Source organism: Pseudomonas sp. BIGb0164, assembly GCF_024810135.1.
GTDB lineage: Bacteria > Pseudomonadota > Gammaproteobacteria > Pseudomonadales > Pseudomonadaceae > Aquipseudomonas.
Map to the genome: position 1 here is coordinate 22601 of NZ_JANUEA010000012.1, position 17879 is coordinate 40479.

The following is a 17879-nucleotide window of genomic DNA, read 5'->3' on the forward strand; positions in this document are numbered from 1 at the left end:
GGGTAGCGACATGACCACCAGCAACCTGCTCGCCCAGCTGTTTCCCGCCACCGCCGACGAGATTCCCGCGCAATTCCAGCTCGGAGCGCCCATTGAACAACGGGATTACCTGGTCGATGGCCAGTTGCACGTGTGGAACGGCCCCTTGGCCCGGGTACAAAGCCCGGTGCAATTCGGTGAAGAGCGCGTACACATTGGCAGCACACCGCTGCTGGACGCCGACACCGCCCTCACCGCCCTGGACGCCGCCGTGCGCGCCTACGACCGGGGCCAGGGTGAATGGCCGACGATGCGCGTGGCTGACCGGATCCAGCATGTCGAAGCCTTCCTGCGGCGCATGCGTGAACAGCGCGAAGCGGTGGTCAAGCTGCTGATGTGGGAGATCGGCAAGAACCTCAAGGACTCGCAGAAAGAATTCGACCGCACCTGCGACTACATCACCGACACCATCAATGCCCTCAAGGAACTCGACCGCCGCAGCAGCCGTTTCGAGCTGGAGCAGGACACCCTCGGCCAGATCCGCCGCGTGCCGCTGGGCGTGGCGTTGTGCATGGGCCCTTACAACTACCCGCTCAACGAAACCTTCACCACGTTGATCCCGGCGCTGATCATGGGCAACACCGTGGTGTTCAAGCCGGCCAAGCTCGGCGTGCTGCTGATCCGCCCGTTGCTGGAGGCGTTCCGAGACAGCTTCCCGGCCGGGGTGATCAACGTGATCTACGGCAGCGGCCGCGAAACCGTCAGCGCACTGATGGCCAGCGGCAAGATCGATATCTTTGCGTTCATTGGCACCAACAAGGCCGCCAGTGATTTGAAAAAGCTGCACCCCAAGCCACACCGTTTACGTGCTGCCCTTGGCCTGGACGCGAAAAACCCTGGCATCGTGCTGCCTGAAGTGGACCTGGACAACGCGGTGAGCGAAGCCGTTACCGGTTCACTGTCGTTCAACGGCCAGCGTTGCACCGCGCTGAAAATCCTGTTTGTGCATGAAGCCGTGGTCGACAGCTTTATCGACAAATTCAACAAGAAGGTGGCCACGCTCAAACCCGGCATGCCGTGGGAAGACGGCGTGGCGCTGACGCCCTTGCCCGAAGTGGGCAAGGTGGATTACCTCAACGGGCTGGTGGCGGATGCCGCGCAGCACGGCGCCAAGGTGGTGAATGAGCATGGCGCCGAGAGCCGTGGGTCGTTCTTCTATCCGGCAGTGTTGTACCCGGTGAACCCGCAGATGCGCGTGTACCACGAAGAACAGTTCGGCCCGGTGGTGCCCATCGTGCCGTACCGCGACCTGGAAACCGTGATCGAGTACGTGCTGGACTCGGACTTCGGCCAACAGCTGAGTCTCTTCGGCACCAACGCCGTGGAAGTCGGGCGCCTGGTCGATACCTTCGCCAACCAGGTCGGCCGCATCAACATCAATGCCCAGTGCCAGCGCGGGCCGGACACCTTCCCGTTCAACGGGCGCAAGAATTCGGCCGAGGGGACGTTGTCGGTGCATGACGCGTTGCGGGTGTTCTCGATCCGCACGCTGGTGGCGACCAAGTTCCAGGAGAGCAACAAGGCGCTGGTCAGCGACATCCTGCGCAACCGTGATTCGAGCTTCCTGACCACTGACTACATTTTCTGAGAACTACGCCGATCAAAAATGTGGGAGCGGGCTTGCTCGCGAAGGCAGAGTGTCATTCGATACATCAGTGACTGAACCACCGCTTTCGCGAGCAAGCCCGCTCCCACACGTGTTTGTGTACAGCCCTGGAACCGAGGCCCTTTTATTAGCGATGAACCTGCCCTTGTTTGCCCGGCGCCTGCTGCGCCCCCTGCTCGACCCCTACCGCCGCTACCGCCACGCCAAGTTGATCCACGCCGTGCGCGTGTCCATTGGCTTGCTGGCGACGATCCTGCTGACCACCGGCATCAACCTGCCCCACGGGGAATGGGCGTCGGTGACCATGCTGATCGTGATCGGCGGCCTGCAGCACCACGGCAACATCGGCAAGAAAGCCGTGGAGCGCGCCTACGGTACCTTGATCGGCGCCAGCGTCGGTTTGTTGTTGGTGCTGCAACAGGCTTACTTCGGCCAGCCGCTCTTGACCTACCTGTTGATGTCGGTGGTGTGCGGTTTTTTTTCCTATCACGCCATCGGCAAGGGCGGGTACATCGCGTTGCTGTCGGCGATCACGGTGTTTATCGTCGCAGGCCACGGGGACAATCCGATCTCCGATGGCCTGTGGCGTACCGTGGACATCCTGATCGGTATTGTGCTGGCACTGGCCTTCTCCTTCGCCCTGCCGCTGTATGCGGTGTACTCGTGGCGCTACAACCTGGCCAGCGCGTTGCGTGACTGCGCCGAGATCTACAGCCGGATCATCAGCGGGCGGTCGGTCACCGATGACGAGCACCTCAAGCTGATGAACCGCCTCAACGCGGCGATGCTGCAATTGCGCTCGCTGATGCCGTCGGTGTCCAAGGAAGTGCGCATTTCCATGACCGAGCTGGATGCGATCCAGCGGCACCTGCGCATGTGCATCAGCACCCTGGAGATTCTGGGCAACACGCGGCCGGACCCGCGTGACGAGCAGGCGAGCGCGCGGATGCAAGTGATGTTGAAGGCCGAGCACCGGCAGATCCGCGTGCAATTGGTGGGGATGGCACGGGCGTTGAAGTCGGGGGTGACGGAGCGGTTGGAGCGTCCCAGCCACATCGGGGCAGAACCCGCGCTGGACGCGCCGGTTTATAGCGCTTTGGATGGTTATCGCTTGTTGACCGTGCAACTGGCACAGAACGTGGACGCGATGCGCCAGCGCCTGGCGAAGAGCGCCGGCCGCTGGAAAATCTGAATTCGACCGGCGCAATGGAAAAACTCAGAAACGTTTACACATCTCGACGTTTTCACACTTTGCCTTACAAACTTTTCACGTTTTATTCACATCGCGAGCCGTAGTGTGAAGCCTCATCCGTTACAAATGCTTCACATCAAACCCGCCGCCCCAGCGGGTTTTTTTTTGCCTGGGATTTGAGCTAGCGCGAGGCCTTGGCCGCTGGTTCATTGGCCTGTTCACGAATGGCCCGCTGAGTGTCCAGCACCTTGGCCAAGGCATTCTCGGCCTCCGGGCTCTGCTGCGGCACACGAATCGCCGCCGACACCAGGGTGATCAACTTGGCCATGACTTCGGCATCCGTCGCCGGACGGCCCAGGCTCATGGAGTTCATCAGCAGGCGCAGTTCAGTGCCCGCCATTACCCCGGAAATCGCCTTGAGGGCAAATTGCAGGCGCACGCCCAGCTCATTGCGCGGCAAGTCCGGCAAGGCCAGGGCAAAGGCTTCGAAGAAACGCTGGAACACCGGCTGGTAATGCACCTTGAGGTATTCCTGGATAAACGGCGATGTGTCGCTGTAGACCCGGCCCAAGAACCGGATGAACGAGCGCCCTTCCCCACTGGCGCTGGCCGGGTCGCTGCGCTCCAGGCCCATGGCCGGGGCAAACAGCACGCCGAGCAAGGTGTCGCAATCGAGCGGGCCGTCGGATTCGGCTTCGCAACGCGCGAGCAACTCCAGGCGCTGCTCGTTGAGCGGCTCCAGGCGTTGCATCAATAGGGTTTTCATCAGGGAATCCTTGTCCCCGAAGTGGTAATTCACGGCGGCCAGGTTCACCTGGGCACGCTCGGTAATCTGCCGGAGCAGCACGGCGTCATAGCCGTATTTGATGAAGAGAGCCTCTGTCGCATCCAGCAGTCGAGTCTTGGTAACGTTTGGAGCGCTGAGTTTCTTCGCGACCATAGGGGTTCCACGTGGGAAATATTGTTTTAAAAAATAATTTGATTTTTTATACCGGGGCGGCCTTTCGAAAGCAAGTAGTGACACTGCGCCATACTACTAAAAGCCTGTATAAACGGGCACATTGCCCCTAGCCGAGGCATTTTTTTGCCCCCCTGGAGCGACCGCTGGAAAAATCATTTCAAAGGGTAAAACCGCTCTACATCCATGGCTGGCGGAGCGCCTGGAACGCGGTTACTATTCAAACAATATTTTAAAAACAAGAAATAAAACCAGTCCGTGACGCGTACCAGGCAGCTCCCGAACTTGTTACAAGGATTTTCCGGGGGCATGGCGGCACCGTCGAGACTGCAGGCGTAGTCATGATGACAGATACCCCCGCGCACCCAGGCTTGATCTCCCTGCAAGGCATCGGCAAGCGCTATCAGCTGGCCGGGCAAGAACTGTCCATTCTCAATGATGTGTGCCTGTCCATCGCCAAAGGTGACAGCTGCGGCATCCTCGGTGCCTCCGGCTCCGGCAAAAGCACCCTGCTCAACATTCTCGGCCTGCTGGACCTGCCCAACTGCGGCAGGTATCACTTTGCCGGGCACGATATTTTCAGCGCCAGCCCCGACCAACTGGCCGCGATCCGCAACCAGCAGATCGGTTTCGTGTTCCAGAGCTTCAACCTGCTGCCGCGCCTCAGTGCCCTCGACAACGTCGCCCTGCCCCTGAGCTACCGTGGCGTGTCACGTCATGAGTCGGTGGAACAGGCACTGCGCATGCTCGAACAGGTCGGCCTGGCCGAACGCGCCCACCACCGCCCCGCCGACCTCTCTGGCGGCCAGCGCCAACGCGTGGCGATTGCCCGGGCACTGGTGGGCAAGCCCTCGGTGATCCTCGCCGACGAACCCACCGGCAACCTCGACAGCACCACCGCCCAGGAGATCATGGACCTGCTCCTGGCCCTGAACCGCGAGCAACAGGTGACGCTGATCATCGTCACCCACGACCCCCACATCGCCGAACGCCTGGACCGCAAGATCCTGGTGCGCAATGGCGTGGTGCAAGAGGCCGGGTGCCTATGAGCCTGCGGGTCGAACAAAGCCTCAGCCAGTTGCTGCATGAAGCCTTCATCAGCCTGCGTACCTTGGGCAAACGTTCGATCCTGGCACTGCTGGGCATCGTCATCGGCAGTTCCTCGGTGGTGGCCCTGATCAACATCGGCCACAACGCCGCAGTCGACGCGGCAATGATTTTCAAGGACATGGGCACCGACACCCTGGTGGCCCAGTTCCCCCCCAAGGGCAACAGCCCCGCCACGATGCGCGCCAGCCTCGATCTTGAAGCGGTGCGCCAGGCCGTACCGGGCATTGCCCACATCGGCGCGCTCACCCTGTTCAGCGGGCCCATGGTTTTCCATGGCCGCACCGCCAATGCGAACTTTGTCGGGACAACACCGGACATCAAGGACGCCATGCGGATCGTCGTGCGCGAAGGCCGTTTCCTGTCCGCCTTCGACGCCAATGAAACCTATGGCGTGATCGGTGACCAGCTCGCCCAGGCCCTGGGCGTCCCCGGCGACCCGGTCAAACTGGGTGACCGGGTGCGCATCAACGACTATCTGTTCCTGGTGATCGGCATTCTCCACAGCCAGCCACGCGCGATATTGATGCCGGTACAAGCCAACGAATCGCTGTTCATCCCCGCCGAGGGCATGCGCCGTATCTACGCCTCGCCGCAAATCGGCAACGTGATCATCCGCGCCACGCCCGGCCAGGACATGGAACGCATCGCCCGCGACGCCAGCGCCGCCCTGCAGCGCCAACTCACCGACCACACGGTCGACATCCAGGTACCCCAGCAAATGATCGACGGCATGACCCGGCAAAGCCGCACCTTTGCTTATCTGTTGCTGGCCCTGGGGGCTATCTCGCTGGTGGGCGGCGGCGTAGGGGTGATGAACGTGATGCTGATGAACGTCTCGGAGCGCCGCCGTGAAATCGGTATCCGCATGGCGCTGGGCGCACGCCAGCGCGACATCCGCAACCTGTTCCTGCTTGAAGCAGTGACCCTGACCGCCGTGGGCGCAGCGTGTGGCGCAGTGATCGGCATGACCGCGGCCTGGCTCTATGCGTGGATGTCGGGCTGGGCCTTTGCCTTGGCCGCAGCCGCCCTGCCCCTGGGGGTGGGCAGTACCTTGCTGGTGGGTTTGTTCTTCGGCATCTACCCGGCGGTGTCGGCCTCCAAGTTGCAGCCAGTGGAGGCCCTGCGCGATGAATAAAGGCCTATTGCTTGCCCTCGCCCTGGCAAGCCTGCCCTGCGTGGCCGCCGACGTGGTGATCAACCCTTCGGCCCCCAGCAGCACCCGCAGCGGCTATGACCGGGGCGTCTCGCTGAACGCCCAGGTCACCACCCTGACCCTGGGCGATGCGGTGTACCTGGGCTTGCGCAATAACCCGGCGATTCGCAGCGCGTACCTGCAGCGGGTGGCGCAGAAGTTCGACCTGCGTGTGGCCGAAGACACGTTCAACCCCAAGCTCACCCTCAACAGTTATTACCGCAGCACCCGCGGCTCGGCGGACAAAGCACGCAACGCCAACCTGGCGCCGAACGCCACTCTGCTCGGCGAGTACGGCACGCGCCTGAGCATGGCCTGGACCCAGCAACTGAACAACGCCGACCGCGCCGGGCGCTACCGCAGCGATGGCCTGGACCTGGCGATCATCCAACCGCTGATGCGCGGCGCCGGCTGGGACGCCACCACCGCGCCGCTGCGTCTGTCACGCCTGTCGGAACAGGCCAACCGCCTGAACCTCAAGGCCACCGTGGCGCAGACCATCAGCCAGATCATCGCCACCTACCGCGAACTGCTGCGCGCCCAGGAACAACTGAGCATCGTGCAGGACGCCCTCAAGCGCTCCAACACCTTGCTGGAGGTGAACAAGGCGCTGATCAGTGCCGGGCGCATGGCCGAGTTCGAAATCGTGCAGACCGAAGCCGATATCGCCACCCAGCAACTGGGTGTCGAAGAGGCCCAGAACCAGCTCGACACCAGCCGCCTGGCGCTGCTGCGCTTGCTGGCACTGGACCTGTCGACACCGATCCGCGCCAGCGAAGCCCTGGAGGCCAAGCCGATGGTCATCGATAAACGCCAGGCCTTCAACCTGGCGCAGACCCAACAGCCGGAGTACCTCGCCGCCCTGCTCGGCAGCCAGCAGGCCGACCTCAACCTGGTGATCGCCAAGGACTCCGGACGCTGGCAAGTGGACCTGGTGGCCGGCGCCAACCAGGTACGCGACGCCTACAATAACGACGCCGGCAACACCAACAACCGCACCTGGGACAGCTACGCCGGGGTGCAGGTGCAGATCCCCATCGGCGACATCAGCACGCGCCAGGCCGAAGTGCGTGCGCGGGTCAATGTGGAGGACCAGGAGATCCGCATCACCGACGCACGCCAGGAACTGGAACGCAGCGTCAACGACGTGGTGCGCGACCTTGGCACCCGCTGGCGCCAATATGAAATCTCCCAGCGTGCGGTGGAGTTGTCGCGGCGCAAGATCCAGATCGAACGGGAAAAACTCAGCGCCGGGCGCTCCACCAACTTCCAGGTGCTGAGCTACGAGACCGATTTGCGCAACGCCGAAAACGCGCAGCTCAATGCGCTGATCGCTTATCTGAACGCCCAGACCCAGCTCGACTTGACCCTGGGCATGACGCTGGAAAGTTGGGAAATCGCCCTCAATGACTACTAAAAACAAACGCCTGCTGGCTGCTGTGTCGATCGTGCTGCTGGCGGGTGCGGGCATCGCCGTGCTGAGCCTGCGCAGCCCTGCCGCCAACCCGGCCGGCACGACCGAGCAATGGCTGGCGGTGAAGCCGGATCCGTTGGTGCATCAGATCGGCCTGGTGGGCAAGATCGAACCCGACACGACCATCACCCTCACGGCGCCGTTCGACGGCAATGTACAGGTCAACCTGGTGGAACAGGGCCAGCGTGTGGAGGCCGGCCAGGTGTTGTTGCGCATGGATCCGTCGACCCTCGAAGTGCAACTGCGCGATGCCTTGTCCGCCCAACTCAAGGCCCGGCGTACCGTGCAGGAAATGCAGGATTGGGACAGCGGCACAATCGTCAGCCGCGCGCGCCGCACCCTGCGCACGGCGCAAATGACAGCCGACAATAACCAGCGCAGGCTCACCGAAAGCGAGAACCTGTTCAAGCGCGGCATCATCCCGCGCAATGAGCTGGATGACCTGCGGCAACAAACCCAACAGCAGCAACTGGACCTGGCCTCGGCACGCAGTGAACTGCAACAGGCGCTGGACCAGGGCAAAGGCGAATACCGTCAGATCGCTGACATGGAGCTGACCAACGCCACGGTGAAATACGACGCCCTGCACAAACTGCTCGATGGCCGCGAGGTCAAGGCGCCGTTTTCCGGGATCGTGGTACCGGCTCCCGGTAATAGCAGTTCGTCCCAAGGCGGCGGCAACAACAATGCACCCGTGCAGGCCGGCAGCAAGGTAAGCCAGGGCCAGGTGCTGTTCGGCCTGGCCAATATCGAACGGCTCAAGATCGTCGCCAAAGTCTCGGAGCTGGACATCAACCAGTTGCACCAGGGCCAGGCGGTGGAGGTGATGGGCGACGGGTTCGACGGTGAACGGCTGACCGGCTCCGTCAGCGTGGTCAGTGGCCTGGCGATTGCCGGCGACAGCCAGGGCAGCGCGCAATTTCCGGTGACCCTGTCGATTCCCAAGCTCACGCCACAGCAGTTGCAGCGGGTACGGCTGGGGATGAGTGCGCGGTTGACCATCGTCACCTACAACAATGAGCAGGCGATGGTGGTGCCGGCGCAAGCGATCAACGGGGGTGAAGTGGAGTATCGGGAGGCGATGGATAAGCCGGTTGAGCGGGTGAAGGTGACAACCGGGCAGTCCACACCACAAGGCGTCGAAGTGTTCGGCCTAAAACCCGGCTTCGTGAAGATCGGAAGCTGAAACGCCGATCCCCTGTGGGAGCTGGCTTGCCTGCAAATGCGGTGTGTCAGTCAACACATCCATCACTGACACACTGTATTCGCGAGCAAGCCCGCTCCCACATTTAGATGTGTGTCAGCCGGGCGGCCAGGGCTTTGGCTTGCAGCGCCACATCAGTGACCGCTGTGCTTTCCCACCACATCCCGCGCAGCGGTGGGCCCATGGCGAACAAGCGCGAGCTGACCTGCCCCTGCGCATCCACCACAGCACCTGATGGGTCCGCCGCGATCCCCAACGCCAATGGCCCGGGCTTGATCAACCCGCGCTTGAGCAACTGCTGCGGCAACGGCCGGGCCACGCGGCGCCAGTCGTATTCGATGCCGCTGGAGTTGATCAACGCCGCGCCCGACACCTGGGTCACCGCCTGCTCGCCGCGACGGCGCAGGCGAATGGTCACGCCGCTGGCCGATGGTTCCAGCCCCTTGTAAGACGCTGCCTGAATGCGCAGGCGCCCTTCCCCATGCAAGCGCGCCACCAGCTGCGCGCTCAGCGGCGGCGAGCGGTGGTGATGGCTCTCCCACCACGGCCGCACATGGCGCACGAACTGGCGTTTTTCCCGTTCGCTGGCCTGGCTCCACAAGCGACCGATATGCGCCCGTACTGTGTCCAACGGCGCTTGCCAATCGATGCCCTGGGCGATCGCGATGCGGCACTGGCGGCGCACTTCGCGCAACAATTGCAGCGGGCTGCGCAAGCCGTGATCCTCGGCGAGAAAATCCACCCAGCTCGGCGGTTGCCGGCGCACGTGGGGCAACAGCCCATGACGCGAGAACACCTCGATCGGCCCACGGTGCCCGGCCTGTTCCAGCGAGACCACGGCATCCACCATGGTCAGCCCCGAACCGATGATCAACACGGGCGCCTGTGGGTCGATCTGGCGCATGGCCTGGACGTCCCACGGGTCGACCGACGCCGCGTTCAAGCCGCTGGATTCGGTTTGTGGCGTGCGCGCCGCCGGGAACATTCCGGTGGCCAACACGGCATAGTTGCCGCGCAATTGCTGGCCGTTGTCCAGGGTCAGCAACGTAGAGGCTTGATCCACTTGCAGGTCGACCACTTCTGCGCGCACATGCTCGACCGTCGACGCCGACAGCGCCTTGGCCTCGCTCAGGCGTTGCTGCGCGTACAAGCCGAAAATCCCGCGTGGCGGGAACAGTTCGCTGATGGGCACGTGCTGCTGGTCCGACTCCGGCCAGCCACCGGCGCCGATGTAGTCGGTGAGCCATTGGGTCAGGTCATCGGCATTGTCCGGATCGACACTCATGCGCGCCGCATTGCCGTTGAGGGTGTGGCCCAGCTCGACAGCGCTGTAGGCCTCGCCACGGCCAAGTTCGGCGCGCGGCTCGATCACCAGGATCTGGCGTTGGCCAGGCAAGCGCAGCAGTTGCACCGCCAGCATCGTGCCGCTCAGCCCGCCGCCGATGATCAGGACATCAGCGTTGCGGATGGATTCAGTCATGCAAATTCGCCCTTACTGTTTACCCAGATAAATATCATGCACATCGCCCCGCGCCAGCAGTTCGGCCGCGCTGCCACTCAAGGCCACCCGCCCAGTATCCAGCACGTAGCCATGGGTCGCATAGGTGAGCGCGACGTTGATGTTCTGTTCGGCGATCAAAAAACTCACCTGCTGCTCGCGATTGAGCTGCGCGATGATCTCGAAAATCTCCTGCACGATCATAGGCGCCAACCCCATGGACGGCTCGTCGAGCAGCACCAACGTCGGGCGCGTCATCAGCGCACGGCCAATGGCGACCATCTGTTGCTCGCCTCCGGAGGTCAGCCCGGCCCGGGTGTGGCGCTTGGTCTTGAGCCGAGGAAACCAGGCGTAAATGCGCTCAAGGTCCTGTTCCATGGCCTTGCGGCTCAGGCGCCGCACAAAGCCGCCGCTGCGCAGGTTGTCTTCCACGGTGAGTTGGCCGAAGACATGACGGCCTTCCAACACGTGGACCATGCCCTGGCGCACGCGCTGGCTGGGGTCGACGCCGGCCAGGTCGGCGCCAGCGTATTCGATAGAACCTCGGCTGACTTCGGCGCGCTCAGCGCGCACCAGCCCCGAGATCGCCTTGAGCGTGGTGCTCTTGCCCGCGCCATTGGCCCCCAGCAACGCGACAATCGCACCCTTGGGCACCTGCAGCGACACCCCGGCCACGGCGAGGATCGCGCCGTCGTAGATCACTTCGATATCGTTGACCGTCAGCAGCGACGGGCTCCCAGGCTCAATGGCGGGCAGGCTCATGGTTTATTCATCCCCGGTGCAGGTGCGCGGCGTCAGGCCTTTTTCCTTGGCGAACGCGGCGGACTTTTCATCGATCAGTGGGCGCAGCAACGCGCGGTCGGCGGCGATCCAGTCGCTGATCAGCGTCCAGTTGGCACCGTCCCACTGCTGCACCCGCGCCGAACCGCCACCTTCGTGGTCACGGCACGACAGCTTGAGGTTCTGCATCAGGCCGAAGTAGCCCATGGCCTTGAGGCGTGCGTCGTCGATGTTCAGATGCTCCAGGCCCCAACGGCCTTCTTCGCCATTGAGCGGGCGCTTGCCGAACTTGGCTTGGGCGGTGCGGATCGCTTCCACCGCCACGGCGGCATTCACCAGGCCGGAGTTGTAGTAGACGCTGCCGAAGTTTTTCAGGTCCTTGAGGTCGCTGTGGCCCTTGTCGAGGATGTATTGCTTGAGGCGCTTGTGGATCTCGAAGTCGGCACCGGCCGGGTATGGCGTGAGCGCCAGGTAGCCTTTGGCGGCGGCGCCGGCGGGCAACACGTCTTCGCTGGAACTGGCCCAGATATCGCCGATGATGTGGTCCACCGGGAAGCCAAAGCGTGCCGCGGTCTTCACCGCCACCGGGGTGGATACGCCCCAGGTACGCAGGAACACCCAGTCCGGGTTGGCCTGGCGTACCTGGCGCCATTGTGCGGACTGCTCGTTGCCCGGGTCGGCCACCGGAATCTGAATGTTCTCGAAGCCGTATTTCTCGGCCAGCAATTTCAGCGGGCCGAGGGTTTCGCGACCGTAGGCCGAGTCGTGGTAGACCGTGGCGATCTTCTTGCCCTTGAGCTTGTCGAAACCGCCCTCGCGCTGGGCGATGTAGTTCACCAGGGTGGAGGCCTCGCTGTAGAAGGTCAGCATCACCGGGAAGTTATAGGGGAATACGGTGCCGTCGGTGGCTTCGGTGCGGCCATAGCCGAGGGTGATCAGCGGGATCTTGTCCACTTCGGCCCGCTCGCTCAAGGCATAGGCCGCCGGCGCGCCGTTGGGCTGGTACACCGCGACCGGCGCACCATCCAGGCCATTCTTGAAGCGCTCATAGCACTCGATGCCCTTCTCTGCCGTCCACTCGGTCTCGCATTCCTGCCACACCAGTTTCACGCCGTTGATGCCGCCTTCGACCTCGTTGATGTAGCGCAGGTAGTCGATCATGCCGGCCCACACCTGCACGCCGCTGGAGGCGTAGGCGCCGACGCGGTAGGTGGCCAGGGGAATGAATTGCTGGTCCGGCGAGGCGATTGCCTGAGGGACAGCACCCGCCAAAGCAGCCAGCGCGAATGCAGCGCCGACCAGGGATCGTTTCAAGGATGCACGCATGAGAGTTCTCTTATGAGTCAAAAACGTAGGGGCCACTGACGTAGCCGGTCGCGAAGGTTGTGCAACAGGCGAATCAAGCCCTCGGGTTCCTTGATGAGGAACACGATGATCAACACGCCAAAGATGATTTTCTGCAGGTTCTGCAATTGCCCTGCGTCCACCGCCCCACCGAACAGCGCCTGCCCGGCATGGCTGAGAAAGATCGGCAACAGGCTGATGAAGGCCGCGCCGACAAAGTTGCCGGCGATGCTGCCCATGCCGCCGATAATGATGATGAACAGGATCTGGAACGACCGGTTGATATCGAAGCTGCTGGCGCTGGCCGTGCCCAGGTAGGCGAAGGCCCACAGCGCGCCGGCGATGCCGAGGTAGAACGAACTGACGGCAAACGCCAGGCGCTTGTAGCGCGCGACCGGAATGCCGACCACGGCAGCGGCGGTGTCCATGTCGCGGATCGCCATCCAGTTGCGCCCCACCTGGCTGCGCACCAGGTTGAGGGCGGTCCAGGTCAGCACCAGCACCGTCACCAGGGTCAGCAGGTAGCGGCCCAGCGGTGTGTTGAGGTCTTGGCCGAACAAGGAGAGTTTCGGCGCAGAAATGGTGCCCGACGAGCCGTAGTTGTAGAACCAGGGGAACTTGACGAACAGCCACTCCAGGAAAAACTGCGCGGCCAGGGTGGTGACCATCAGGTAGAAGCCCTTGATCCGCGAGCTGGGCAAGCCGAACAACAGCCCGACCAGCGCACTGATGACCCCACCACCGAGCAGCGCCACCGGCAAGCCCAGTTCCGGCAGGCGCAGCAAGAACCCATAGGTGGCAAACGCGCCGACGGCCATGAAACCGGCAGCGCCCACCGAGGTTTGCCCGGTGTAGCCGGTCAGCAGGTTCAGGCCCAACCCGGCCAGGGACAACACCAGGAACGGGATCAGGATCGCATTGAGCCAGTAGTCATTGCCCCACAGCGGCACCACGCCAAAGGCCAGCGCCAACAGGCCCAGCAGGCTCCAGGGCACGCGCCGCTGGATCAGCAGCAATGGCGCGGTTTCTTGAACAACAGGAATCGACATGGTTTCAGACTCGCTCGATGGCGCGCTCGCCGAACAGGCCAGCAGGACGGATGTACAGGAAAGCCAGGGCCAGCACGTAGGCGAACCACGGCGTGATGCCGCCGCCGATCAACGGGCCGATGTACACCTCGGCCAGGTTCTCTGCCGCGCCCACGATCAACCCGCCGACAATCGCCCCGCCAATCGAGGTGAAGCCGCCAATGATCAGCACCGGCAAGGCCTTGAGCACCACCAGCGACAACGAAAACTGCACGCCCTGGCGCGCGCCCCACAGCAGCCCGGCCACCAGCCCGACGATGCCAGCCACCGCCCAGACGATCTGCCAGATGCGGTTGAGGTTGATACCGATGGACAACGCCGCCGTGGTGTCATCCGCCACGGCGCGCAGCGACACGCCGATGCGGGTCTTGTTGAACAGCAGCGCCAGTACCGTCACCAGTATCACCGCCGCTGCGGCGGCGATCAGGTCGAACTGGCTGAGCATCAGCGGGCCGACAAACAGCGGCACGTCGTCAATACCCAGGTCCAGGGCGCGTACCTGCGAGCCCATCAAGCCTTGGGCCAGGCCTTCGATGATGAACGAGAGGCCCAGCGTGGCCATGAACAGGGTGATCTGCGAACGGTTCACCAGCGGCCGCAACACCAGGCGCTCGATCAGCAAGGCGCCGACGATCATCACGATCACGGTCAGCAGCAATGCCAAGGCAAACGGCACACCCTGATCGTGCAGGCTCACGAACGTCAGGGCCGCAAACAGCAGCATCGAGCCCTGGGCAAAATTGAACACGCCGCTGGCCTTGTAGATCAGTACAAAACCGATGGCGACCAGGGAGTACATGGTGCCGGCGAGCAGGCCGCCGAGCAGGGTTTCAAAGAAGAAGGTCATGCGTGCACCGTCCCCAGATAAGCCGCGATCACGTCGGGGTTGGCCTGGACGTCGGCGGGCGTACCGTCGCCGACCTTGCGTCCGTAGTCGAGTACCACCACGTGGTCGGACAGGCCCATCACCACGCCCATGTCGTGTTCGATCAACACCACGGTGGTGCCGAGGTCGCGGTTCACGTCGGCGACGAAGCGCGCCATTTCCTGTTTCTCTTCGGCATTCATCCCAGCCATCGGCTCATCCAGCAGCAACAGGCTGGGCCCGGCGATCAGCGCCCGGCCCAACTCCACACGTTTTTGCAGGCCGTAAGAGAGGTTGCCCACCAGCACATCGCGGTGGGCTTGCAGCTCAAGGAATTCGAGGATGCCCTGGGCGCGCAGGCGGAAGGCTTCGGTCTCACGACGTGCGCGTGGCAGGCCCAGGGCCTGTTCGATAAAACGGCTGCGCATGTGTCGCGACAGGCCGGTGAGGATGTTGTCGATCACGCTCATCTTCTTGAACAGCGCGTTGTTCTGGAACGTGCGGCCGATGCCCCGGCGCGCGGCGCCCAGTGGGTCGATGCGGTGGAAGTGCTGGTCTTCGAACACGATCTGGCCGGTGTCAAAGCGGTACACGCCGTTGAGCACATTGAGCAGCGAGCTTTTGCCCGCGCCGTTGGGCCCGATCAGCGCGCAGATTTCCCCGCGTGCGACCTCGAAGGACAAGGCATTGATGGCCTTGACCCCTTTGAACGACAGCGAGATATCCCGCACCTGGAGGATGGCGTGGCTCATGCGATGTCCCGTTTGAATTCGGCCAGCCAAGCGGGCTCGGGGGTGGTTTTGAGGGGTTGCCAGATATAGGCCAGGCGCTGGAAACCGAGCAGCTTGCGCACGCGGTTTTTCAGCAACCGGCGCAGGCCGCTCTGAGGGTGGGCAATGGCCCAGTCGCACAACCGTCGGCGCCAGGTGCCGTGGGGGGCCAGGCGGTGTTCGATTTCATCGGCCAGGTGTTGCAGGCGTTCGGCCGACAACAGCAAGCCGGTGGGGGCGACTTCGCGGCGATCGCGCTGCGCCGAGGCCAGGCTTTCCGGAAACGCCAGGCCGTGACCGCTGTTGAGCCATTGCTCCAGCAACACCGCCAGGCCGCCCTGCCAATGGGTGCCCTCTTCACTCCACAACGCGGTTTCACCGGTGGGTTGCCACCAGCGTGCGAGGTGTTGCGCAGGGTCCACCGGGCCGAGCAGCTGGGCGAACGCCAGCAGGTTGGCGGACTGCCAATGCCGCACTTGCTGGCGGTCCTGGGTGAAGGAATGGGTGGGACGGATGCGCCACAGGTGCTGTTGCAGCGCCTCAGGGTCGAGGTTGTCGGCCAGGGTCAACACCTGCCCGCCGATGGATTGCGCGGCCAGGGCCAGCAGCAACAGATTGGGTTCGAACGCACCGCTCAAGGCCAGGCGCGACTGGTCGCTGAAGCCCTGTTGACGCAGGCCATCGGCCAGGCGCTCTACATCGCGCAAAGCGTCGATCCAGCGCCAGGCATACCACTGGCCCTGGCGCTTGTGGCGCAGGGCCGTGTGCAACGGTGTGATCTGCGCCCAGTGATGCAGTTGTTCCAGGGCCTTGGGCAGGTGGCCGAGCAGTTCAGCGGGCCATTCCACAGCCAGCGGGCGTTTGAGTTCGTGCACGCTCATAGGGAGGTTCTCCTATTAGGGTCATGTGCGTGCGGTGGTCCGCTGGCCGGGATCGATCAAACAATGAAGATCAAAATGTGGGAGCGGGCTTACTCGCGAAAGCGTTGGGTCAGTCGACACAAAGGGTGAATGTCAGTCCGCATTCGCGAGCAAGCCCGCTCCCACATTGGTTTTGTGTAGGTTCGATAGGTTGCGGTAGCTGGCGCCCGGATGGTTCGCGCCCAACCGTGCACCGTCGCCAAACAGCTTTTCGCGCAAGGTGCCCTGGGCATACTCGGTCTTGTACACCCCGCGTTTCTGCAGCTCCGGCACGAGCAGGTCCACAGCGTCGATGAAGGTTTCGTGGGTCAGCGCGTAGGCCAGGTTGAAGCCGTCCACGTCGGTGTCTTCCACCCACTCCTGCAACAGGTCCGCCACGGTTTCCGGGCCACCGACAAACAACGGGCCAAAGCCGCCAATGCCTACCCAATCGGCCAGTTCGTTCGGCGTCCAGACCTTGTTCGGGTCCGCCGTGGAGAAGGCTTCCACCGCCGATTGAATGGCGTTGGTGTGCACGTGCTTGAGCGGCTCGTCGGGCTTGAACTGGCTGAAGTCGATGCCGGTCCAGCCAGAGATCAGCGCCATGGCACCTTCATAGCTGACGTAGGATTTGTATTCCTCGAACTTGGCCTTGGCCTTGGCGTCGGTCTCGCCGACGATTACGGTCTGCAGGTTGAAGATCAGGATTTTCTTCGGATCACGCCCGGCCTCGGCCGCCCGACGGCGGATGTCGGCGACGGTCTTTTTCAGCAGCACCTTGGACGGCGCGGCAACGAATACGCATTCGGCCTGCTCGGCGGCGAACTGCTTGCCACGGCTGGACGCGCCCGCCTGGTAGAGCACCGGTGTGCGTTGGGGCGACGGCTCGCACAGGTGAATGCCGGGCACCTGGAAGTGTTTACCGACGTGGCGGATTTCGTGGATCTTGCTCGGGTCGCTGAAGATCCGCCGTTCGCGGTCACGCAACACCGCGCCCTCCTCCCAACTGCCTTCCCAGAGCTTGTAGCAAACCTCCAGGTATTCCTCGGCGTAGTCGTAGCGCGCGTCGTGTTCGGTCTGGGCTTTCTGGCCGAGGTTCTTGGCGCCGCTTTCCAGGTAGGAGGTGACGATGTTCCAGCCGACGCGACCCTTGGTCAGGTGATCCAGGGTCGAGAGGCGACGTGCAAACGGGTACGGGTGTTCGAACGACAGCGAAGCGGTCAGGCCGAACCCCAAGTGCTCGGTGACCAGCGCCATCGGCGCGATCAGGGACAGCGGGTCATTGACCGGCACCTGCGCCGCCTGCCGAATCGCCGCGTCGCCATTGCCGTTGTACACGTCGTAGATGCCGAGCACGTCGGCGATGAACAGGCCATCGAACTTGCCACGCTCGAGGATCTTGGCCAGGTCGGTCCAGTATTCCAGGTCCTTGTACTGCCACGAGCGGTCACGGGGGTGCGCCCACAGGCCGGGGGATTGGTGGCCGACGCAGTTCATGTCGAAGGCATTCAAGCGGATTTCACGGGCCATCAAAGCACTCCGTTGAGGTGGTAGTTGCCGACGATCCGGTATTTAGCACGCAAGGGATCATCAAGGCTCGACGGCAGCGCGGTGCGTTGGCCGGTCAGTTCGAATTCGGCGTTGCTGGCGGCAATCAGTGCTTCGGCGGCAGCGATCTGCGCTTCGGTGGCCGCGACGGGACTGGGGTGGGTTTCGGCGCGGTCCAGCAGCGCGGCGGCCACGTCGACGCGGATCTGCAAGTCGCCGAAACGGCTGATCACGTAGGGGTCGTCGCTTTTTTCAACGTGGCGGCGGGTGCTGTCCAGCAACTGGCGCGCAAGGTTCAATGCGGTCATAGGG

16 protein-coding genes are annotated in these 17879 nt (G+C 63.2%); 6 read left to right on the top strand and 10 right to left on the bottom strand.

Annotation, left to right across the window (positions count from 1 at the left end):
- The first annotated feature begins 10 nt into the window (after window positions 1-10).
- Both M2394_RS27250 and M2394_RS27255 read left to right on the top strand, forming a co-directional pair.
- Window positions 11-1627 (top strand): NADP-dependent glyceraldehyde-3-phosphate dehydrogenase, encoded by a 1617-nt coding sequence (locus tag M2394_RS27250; RefSeq protein WP_259175227.1) that lies wholly within the window; start codon window positions 11-13, stop codon window positions 1625-1627.
- A gap of 151 nt (window positions 1628-1778) precedes the next feature.
- Window positions 1779-2837 carry an FUSC family protein gene (locus tag M2394_RS27255; protein WP_259175228.1) on the top strand — a complete coding sequence of 353 codons (1059 nt, stop codon included), beginning with the start codon at window positions 1779-1781 and terminating at the stop codon, window positions 2835-2837.
- Between the two features lie 181 nt (window positions 2838-3018).
- Here the strand turns inward: M2394_RS27255 and M2394_RS27260 are convergent, their stop codons facing one another.
- A complete protein-coding gene (locus M2394_RS27260; RefSeq protein ID WP_176998819.1) occupies window positions 3019-3777 on the bottom strand; it encodes a TetR/AcrR family transcriptional regulator in 759 nt (252 codons plus the stop codon).
- A gap of 359 nt (window positions 3778-4136) precedes the next feature.
- On the opposite strand from M2394_RS27260, the gene M2394_RS27265 reads away from it, so the two are divergent.
- The 4 genes from M2394_RS27265 to M2394_RS27280 are packed head-to-tail and all read left to right on the top strand — an operon-like array spanning window position 4137 to window position 8757.
- Window positions 4137-4844 carry an ABC transporter ATP-binding protein gene (locus tag M2394_RS27265; RefSeq protein ID WP_178921277.1) on the top strand — a complete coding sequence of 236 codons (708 nt, stop codon included), beginning with the start codon at window positions 4137-4139 and terminating at the stop codon, window positions 4842-4844.
- Window positions 4841-6040 (top strand): ABC transporter permease, encoded by a 1200-nt coding sequence (locus tag M2394_RS27270; protein WP_178921275.1) that lies wholly within the window; start codon window positions 4841-4843, stop codon window positions 6038-6040. The genes M2394_RS27265 and M2394_RS27270 overlap by 4 nt, the downstream gene beginning before the upstream one ends.
- On the top strand, window positions 6033-7514 hold the full coding sequence (locus tag M2394_RS27275; RefSeq protein WP_259175230.1) for a TolC family protein: 1482 nt from the start codon (window positions 6033-6035) through the stop codon (window positions 7512-7514). Before M2394_RS27270 ends, M2394_RS27275 begins: the two co-directional genes overlap by 8 nt.
- Entirely contained in the window at window positions 7504-8757 is a 1254-nt protein-coding gene (locus tag M2394_RS27280; RefSeq protein ID WP_178921271.1) for an efflux RND transporter periplasmic adaptor subunit, read from the top strand. The genes M2394_RS27275 and M2394_RS27280 overlap by 11 nt, the downstream gene beginning before the upstream one ends.
- Window positions 8758-8860: 103 nt before the next feature.
- On the opposite strand, the gene M2394_RS27285 is transcribed toward M2394_RS27280, so the two are convergent.
- The 9 genes from M2394_RS27285 to M2394_RS27325 form a co-directional block, all read right to left on the bottom strand.
- Window positions 8861-10255 carry an FAD/NAD(P)-binding protein gene (locus M2394_RS27285; RefSeq protein WP_259175232.1) on the bottom strand — a complete coding sequence of 465 codons (1395 nt, stop codon included), beginning with the start codon at window positions 10253-10255 and terminating at the stop codon, window positions 8861-8863.
- 12 nt (window positions 10256-10267) lie between these two features.
- Window positions 10268-11035, bottom strand: coding sequence for an ABC transporter ATP-binding protein (locus M2394_RS27290; protein ID WP_259175233.1), 768 nt, complete (start codon window positions 11033-11035; stop codon window positions 10268-10270).
- 3 nt (window positions 11036-11038) lie between these two features.
- Window positions 11039-12379: an ABC transporter substrate-binding protein gene (locus M2394_RS27295; protein WP_259175234.1), complete on the bottom strand. Its 1341-nt coding sequence runs from the start codon at window positions 12377-12379 to the stop codon at window positions 11039-11041.
- 17 nt (window positions 12380-12396) lie between these two features.
- The gene (locus tag M2394_RS27300) at window positions 12397-13446 is read right to left on the bottom strand and encodes a branched-chain amino acid ABC transporter permease (protein WP_259175236.1); all 1050 of its coding nucleotides are present in this window, start codon (window positions 13444-13446) and stop codon (window positions 12397-12399) included.
- 4 nt (window positions 13447-13450) lie between these two features.
- Entirely contained in the window at window positions 13451-14332 is an 882-nt protein-coding gene (locus M2394_RS27305; protein WP_259175237.1) for a branched-chain amino acid ABC transporter permease, read from the bottom strand.
- A complete protein-coding gene (locus M2394_RS27310; protein WP_259175239.1) occupies window positions 14329-15102 on the bottom strand; it encodes an ABC transporter ATP-binding protein in 774 nt (257 codons plus the stop codon). Before M2394_RS27310 ends, M2394_RS27305 begins: the two co-directional genes overlap by 4 nt.
- Window positions 15099-16001 carry an AMP-binding protein gene (locus tag M2394_RS27315; RefSeq protein ID WP_178921257.1) on the bottom strand — a complete coding sequence of 301 codons (903 nt, stop codon included), beginning with the start codon at window positions 15999-16001 and terminating at the stop codon, window positions 15099-15101. Before M2394_RS27315 ends, M2394_RS27310 begins: the two co-directional genes overlap by 4 nt.
- Window positions 16002-16133: 132 nt before the next feature.
- Entirely contained in the window at window positions 16134-17549 is a 1416-nt protein-coding gene (locus tag M2394_RS27320; RefSeq protein ID WP_259175241.1) for an LLM class flavin-dependent oxidoreductase, read from the bottom strand.
- A complete protein-coding gene (locus M2394_RS27325; RefSeq protein WP_259175242.1) occupies window positions 17549-17875 on the bottom strand; it encodes an acyl-CoA dehydrogenase in 327 nt (108 codons plus the stop codon). Before M2394_RS27325 ends, M2394_RS27320 begins: the two co-directional genes overlap by 1 nt.
- Window positions 17876-17879 lie beyond the last annotated feature (4 nt).

Excerpts from the sequence above, each read along its gene's own strand:
- M2394_RS27290 (WP_259175233.1), bottom strand. The coding sequence starts at position 11,035 with ATGAGCCTGCCCGCCATTGAGCCTGGGAGCCCGTCGCTGCTGACGGTC.
- M2394_RS27285 (WP_259175232.1), bottom strand. The coding sequence starts at position 10,255 with ATGACTGAATCCATCCGCAACGCTGATGTCCTGATCATCGGCGGCGGG.
- M2394_RS27265 (WP_178921277.1), top strand. The coding sequence starts at position 4,137 with ATGATGACAGATACCCCCGCGCACCCAGGCTTGATCTCCCTGCAAGGC.
- M2394_RS27325 (WP_259175242.1), bottom strand. The coding sequence starts at position 17,875 with ATGACCGCATTGAACCTTGCGCGCCAGTTGCTGGACAGCACCCGCCGC.
- M2394_RS27255 (WP_259175228.1), top strand. The coding sequence starts at position 1,779 with ATGAACCTGCCCTTGTTTGCCCGGCGCCTGCTGCGCCCCCTGCTCGAC.
- M2394_RS27275 (WP_259175230.1), top strand. The coding sequence starts at position 6,033 with ATGAATAAAGGCCTATTGCTTGCCCTCGCCCTGGCAAGCCTGCCCTGC.
- M2394_RS27250 (WP_259175227.1), top strand. The coding sequence starts at position 11 with ATGACCACCAGCAACCTGCTCGCCCAGCTGTTTCCCGCCACCGCCGAC.
- M2394_RS27305 (WP_259175237.1), bottom strand. The coding sequence starts at position 14,332 with ATGACCTTCTTCTTTGAAACCCTGCTCGGCGGCCTGCTCGCCGGCACC.
- M2394_RS27320 (WP_259175241.1), bottom strand. The coding sequence starts at position 17,549 with ATGGCCCGTGAAATCCGCTTGAATGCCTTCGACATGAACTGCGTCGGC.
- M2394_RS27260 (WP_176998819.1), bottom strand. The coding sequence starts at position 3,777 with ATGGTCGCGAAGAAACTCAGCGCTCCAAACGTTACCAAGACTCGACTG.
- M2394_RS27315 (WP_178921257.1), bottom strand. The coding sequence starts at position 16,001 with ATGAGCGTGCACGAACTCAAACGCCCGCTGGCTGTGGAATGGCCCGCT.
- M2394_RS27270 (WP_178921275.1), top strand. The coding sequence starts at position 4,841 with ATGAGCCTGCGGGTCGAACAAAGCCTCAGCCAGTTGCTGCATGAAGCC.
- M2394_RS27295 (WP_259175234.1), bottom strand. The coding sequence starts at position 12,379 with ATGCGTGCATCCTTGAAACGATCCCTGGTCGGCGCTGCATTCGCGCTG.
- M2394_RS27300 (WP_259175236.1), bottom strand. The coding sequence starts at position 13,446 with ATGTCGATTCCTGTTGTTCAAGAAACCGCGCCATTGCTGCTGATCCAG.
- M2394_RS27280 (WP_178921271.1), top strand. The coding sequence starts at position 7,504 with ATGACTACTAAAAACAAACGCCTGCTGGCTGCTGTGTCGATCGTGCTG.
- M2394_RS27310 (WP_259175239.1), bottom strand. The coding sequence starts at position 15,102 with ATGAGCCACGCCATCCTCCAGGTGCGGGATATCTCGCTGTCGTTCAAA.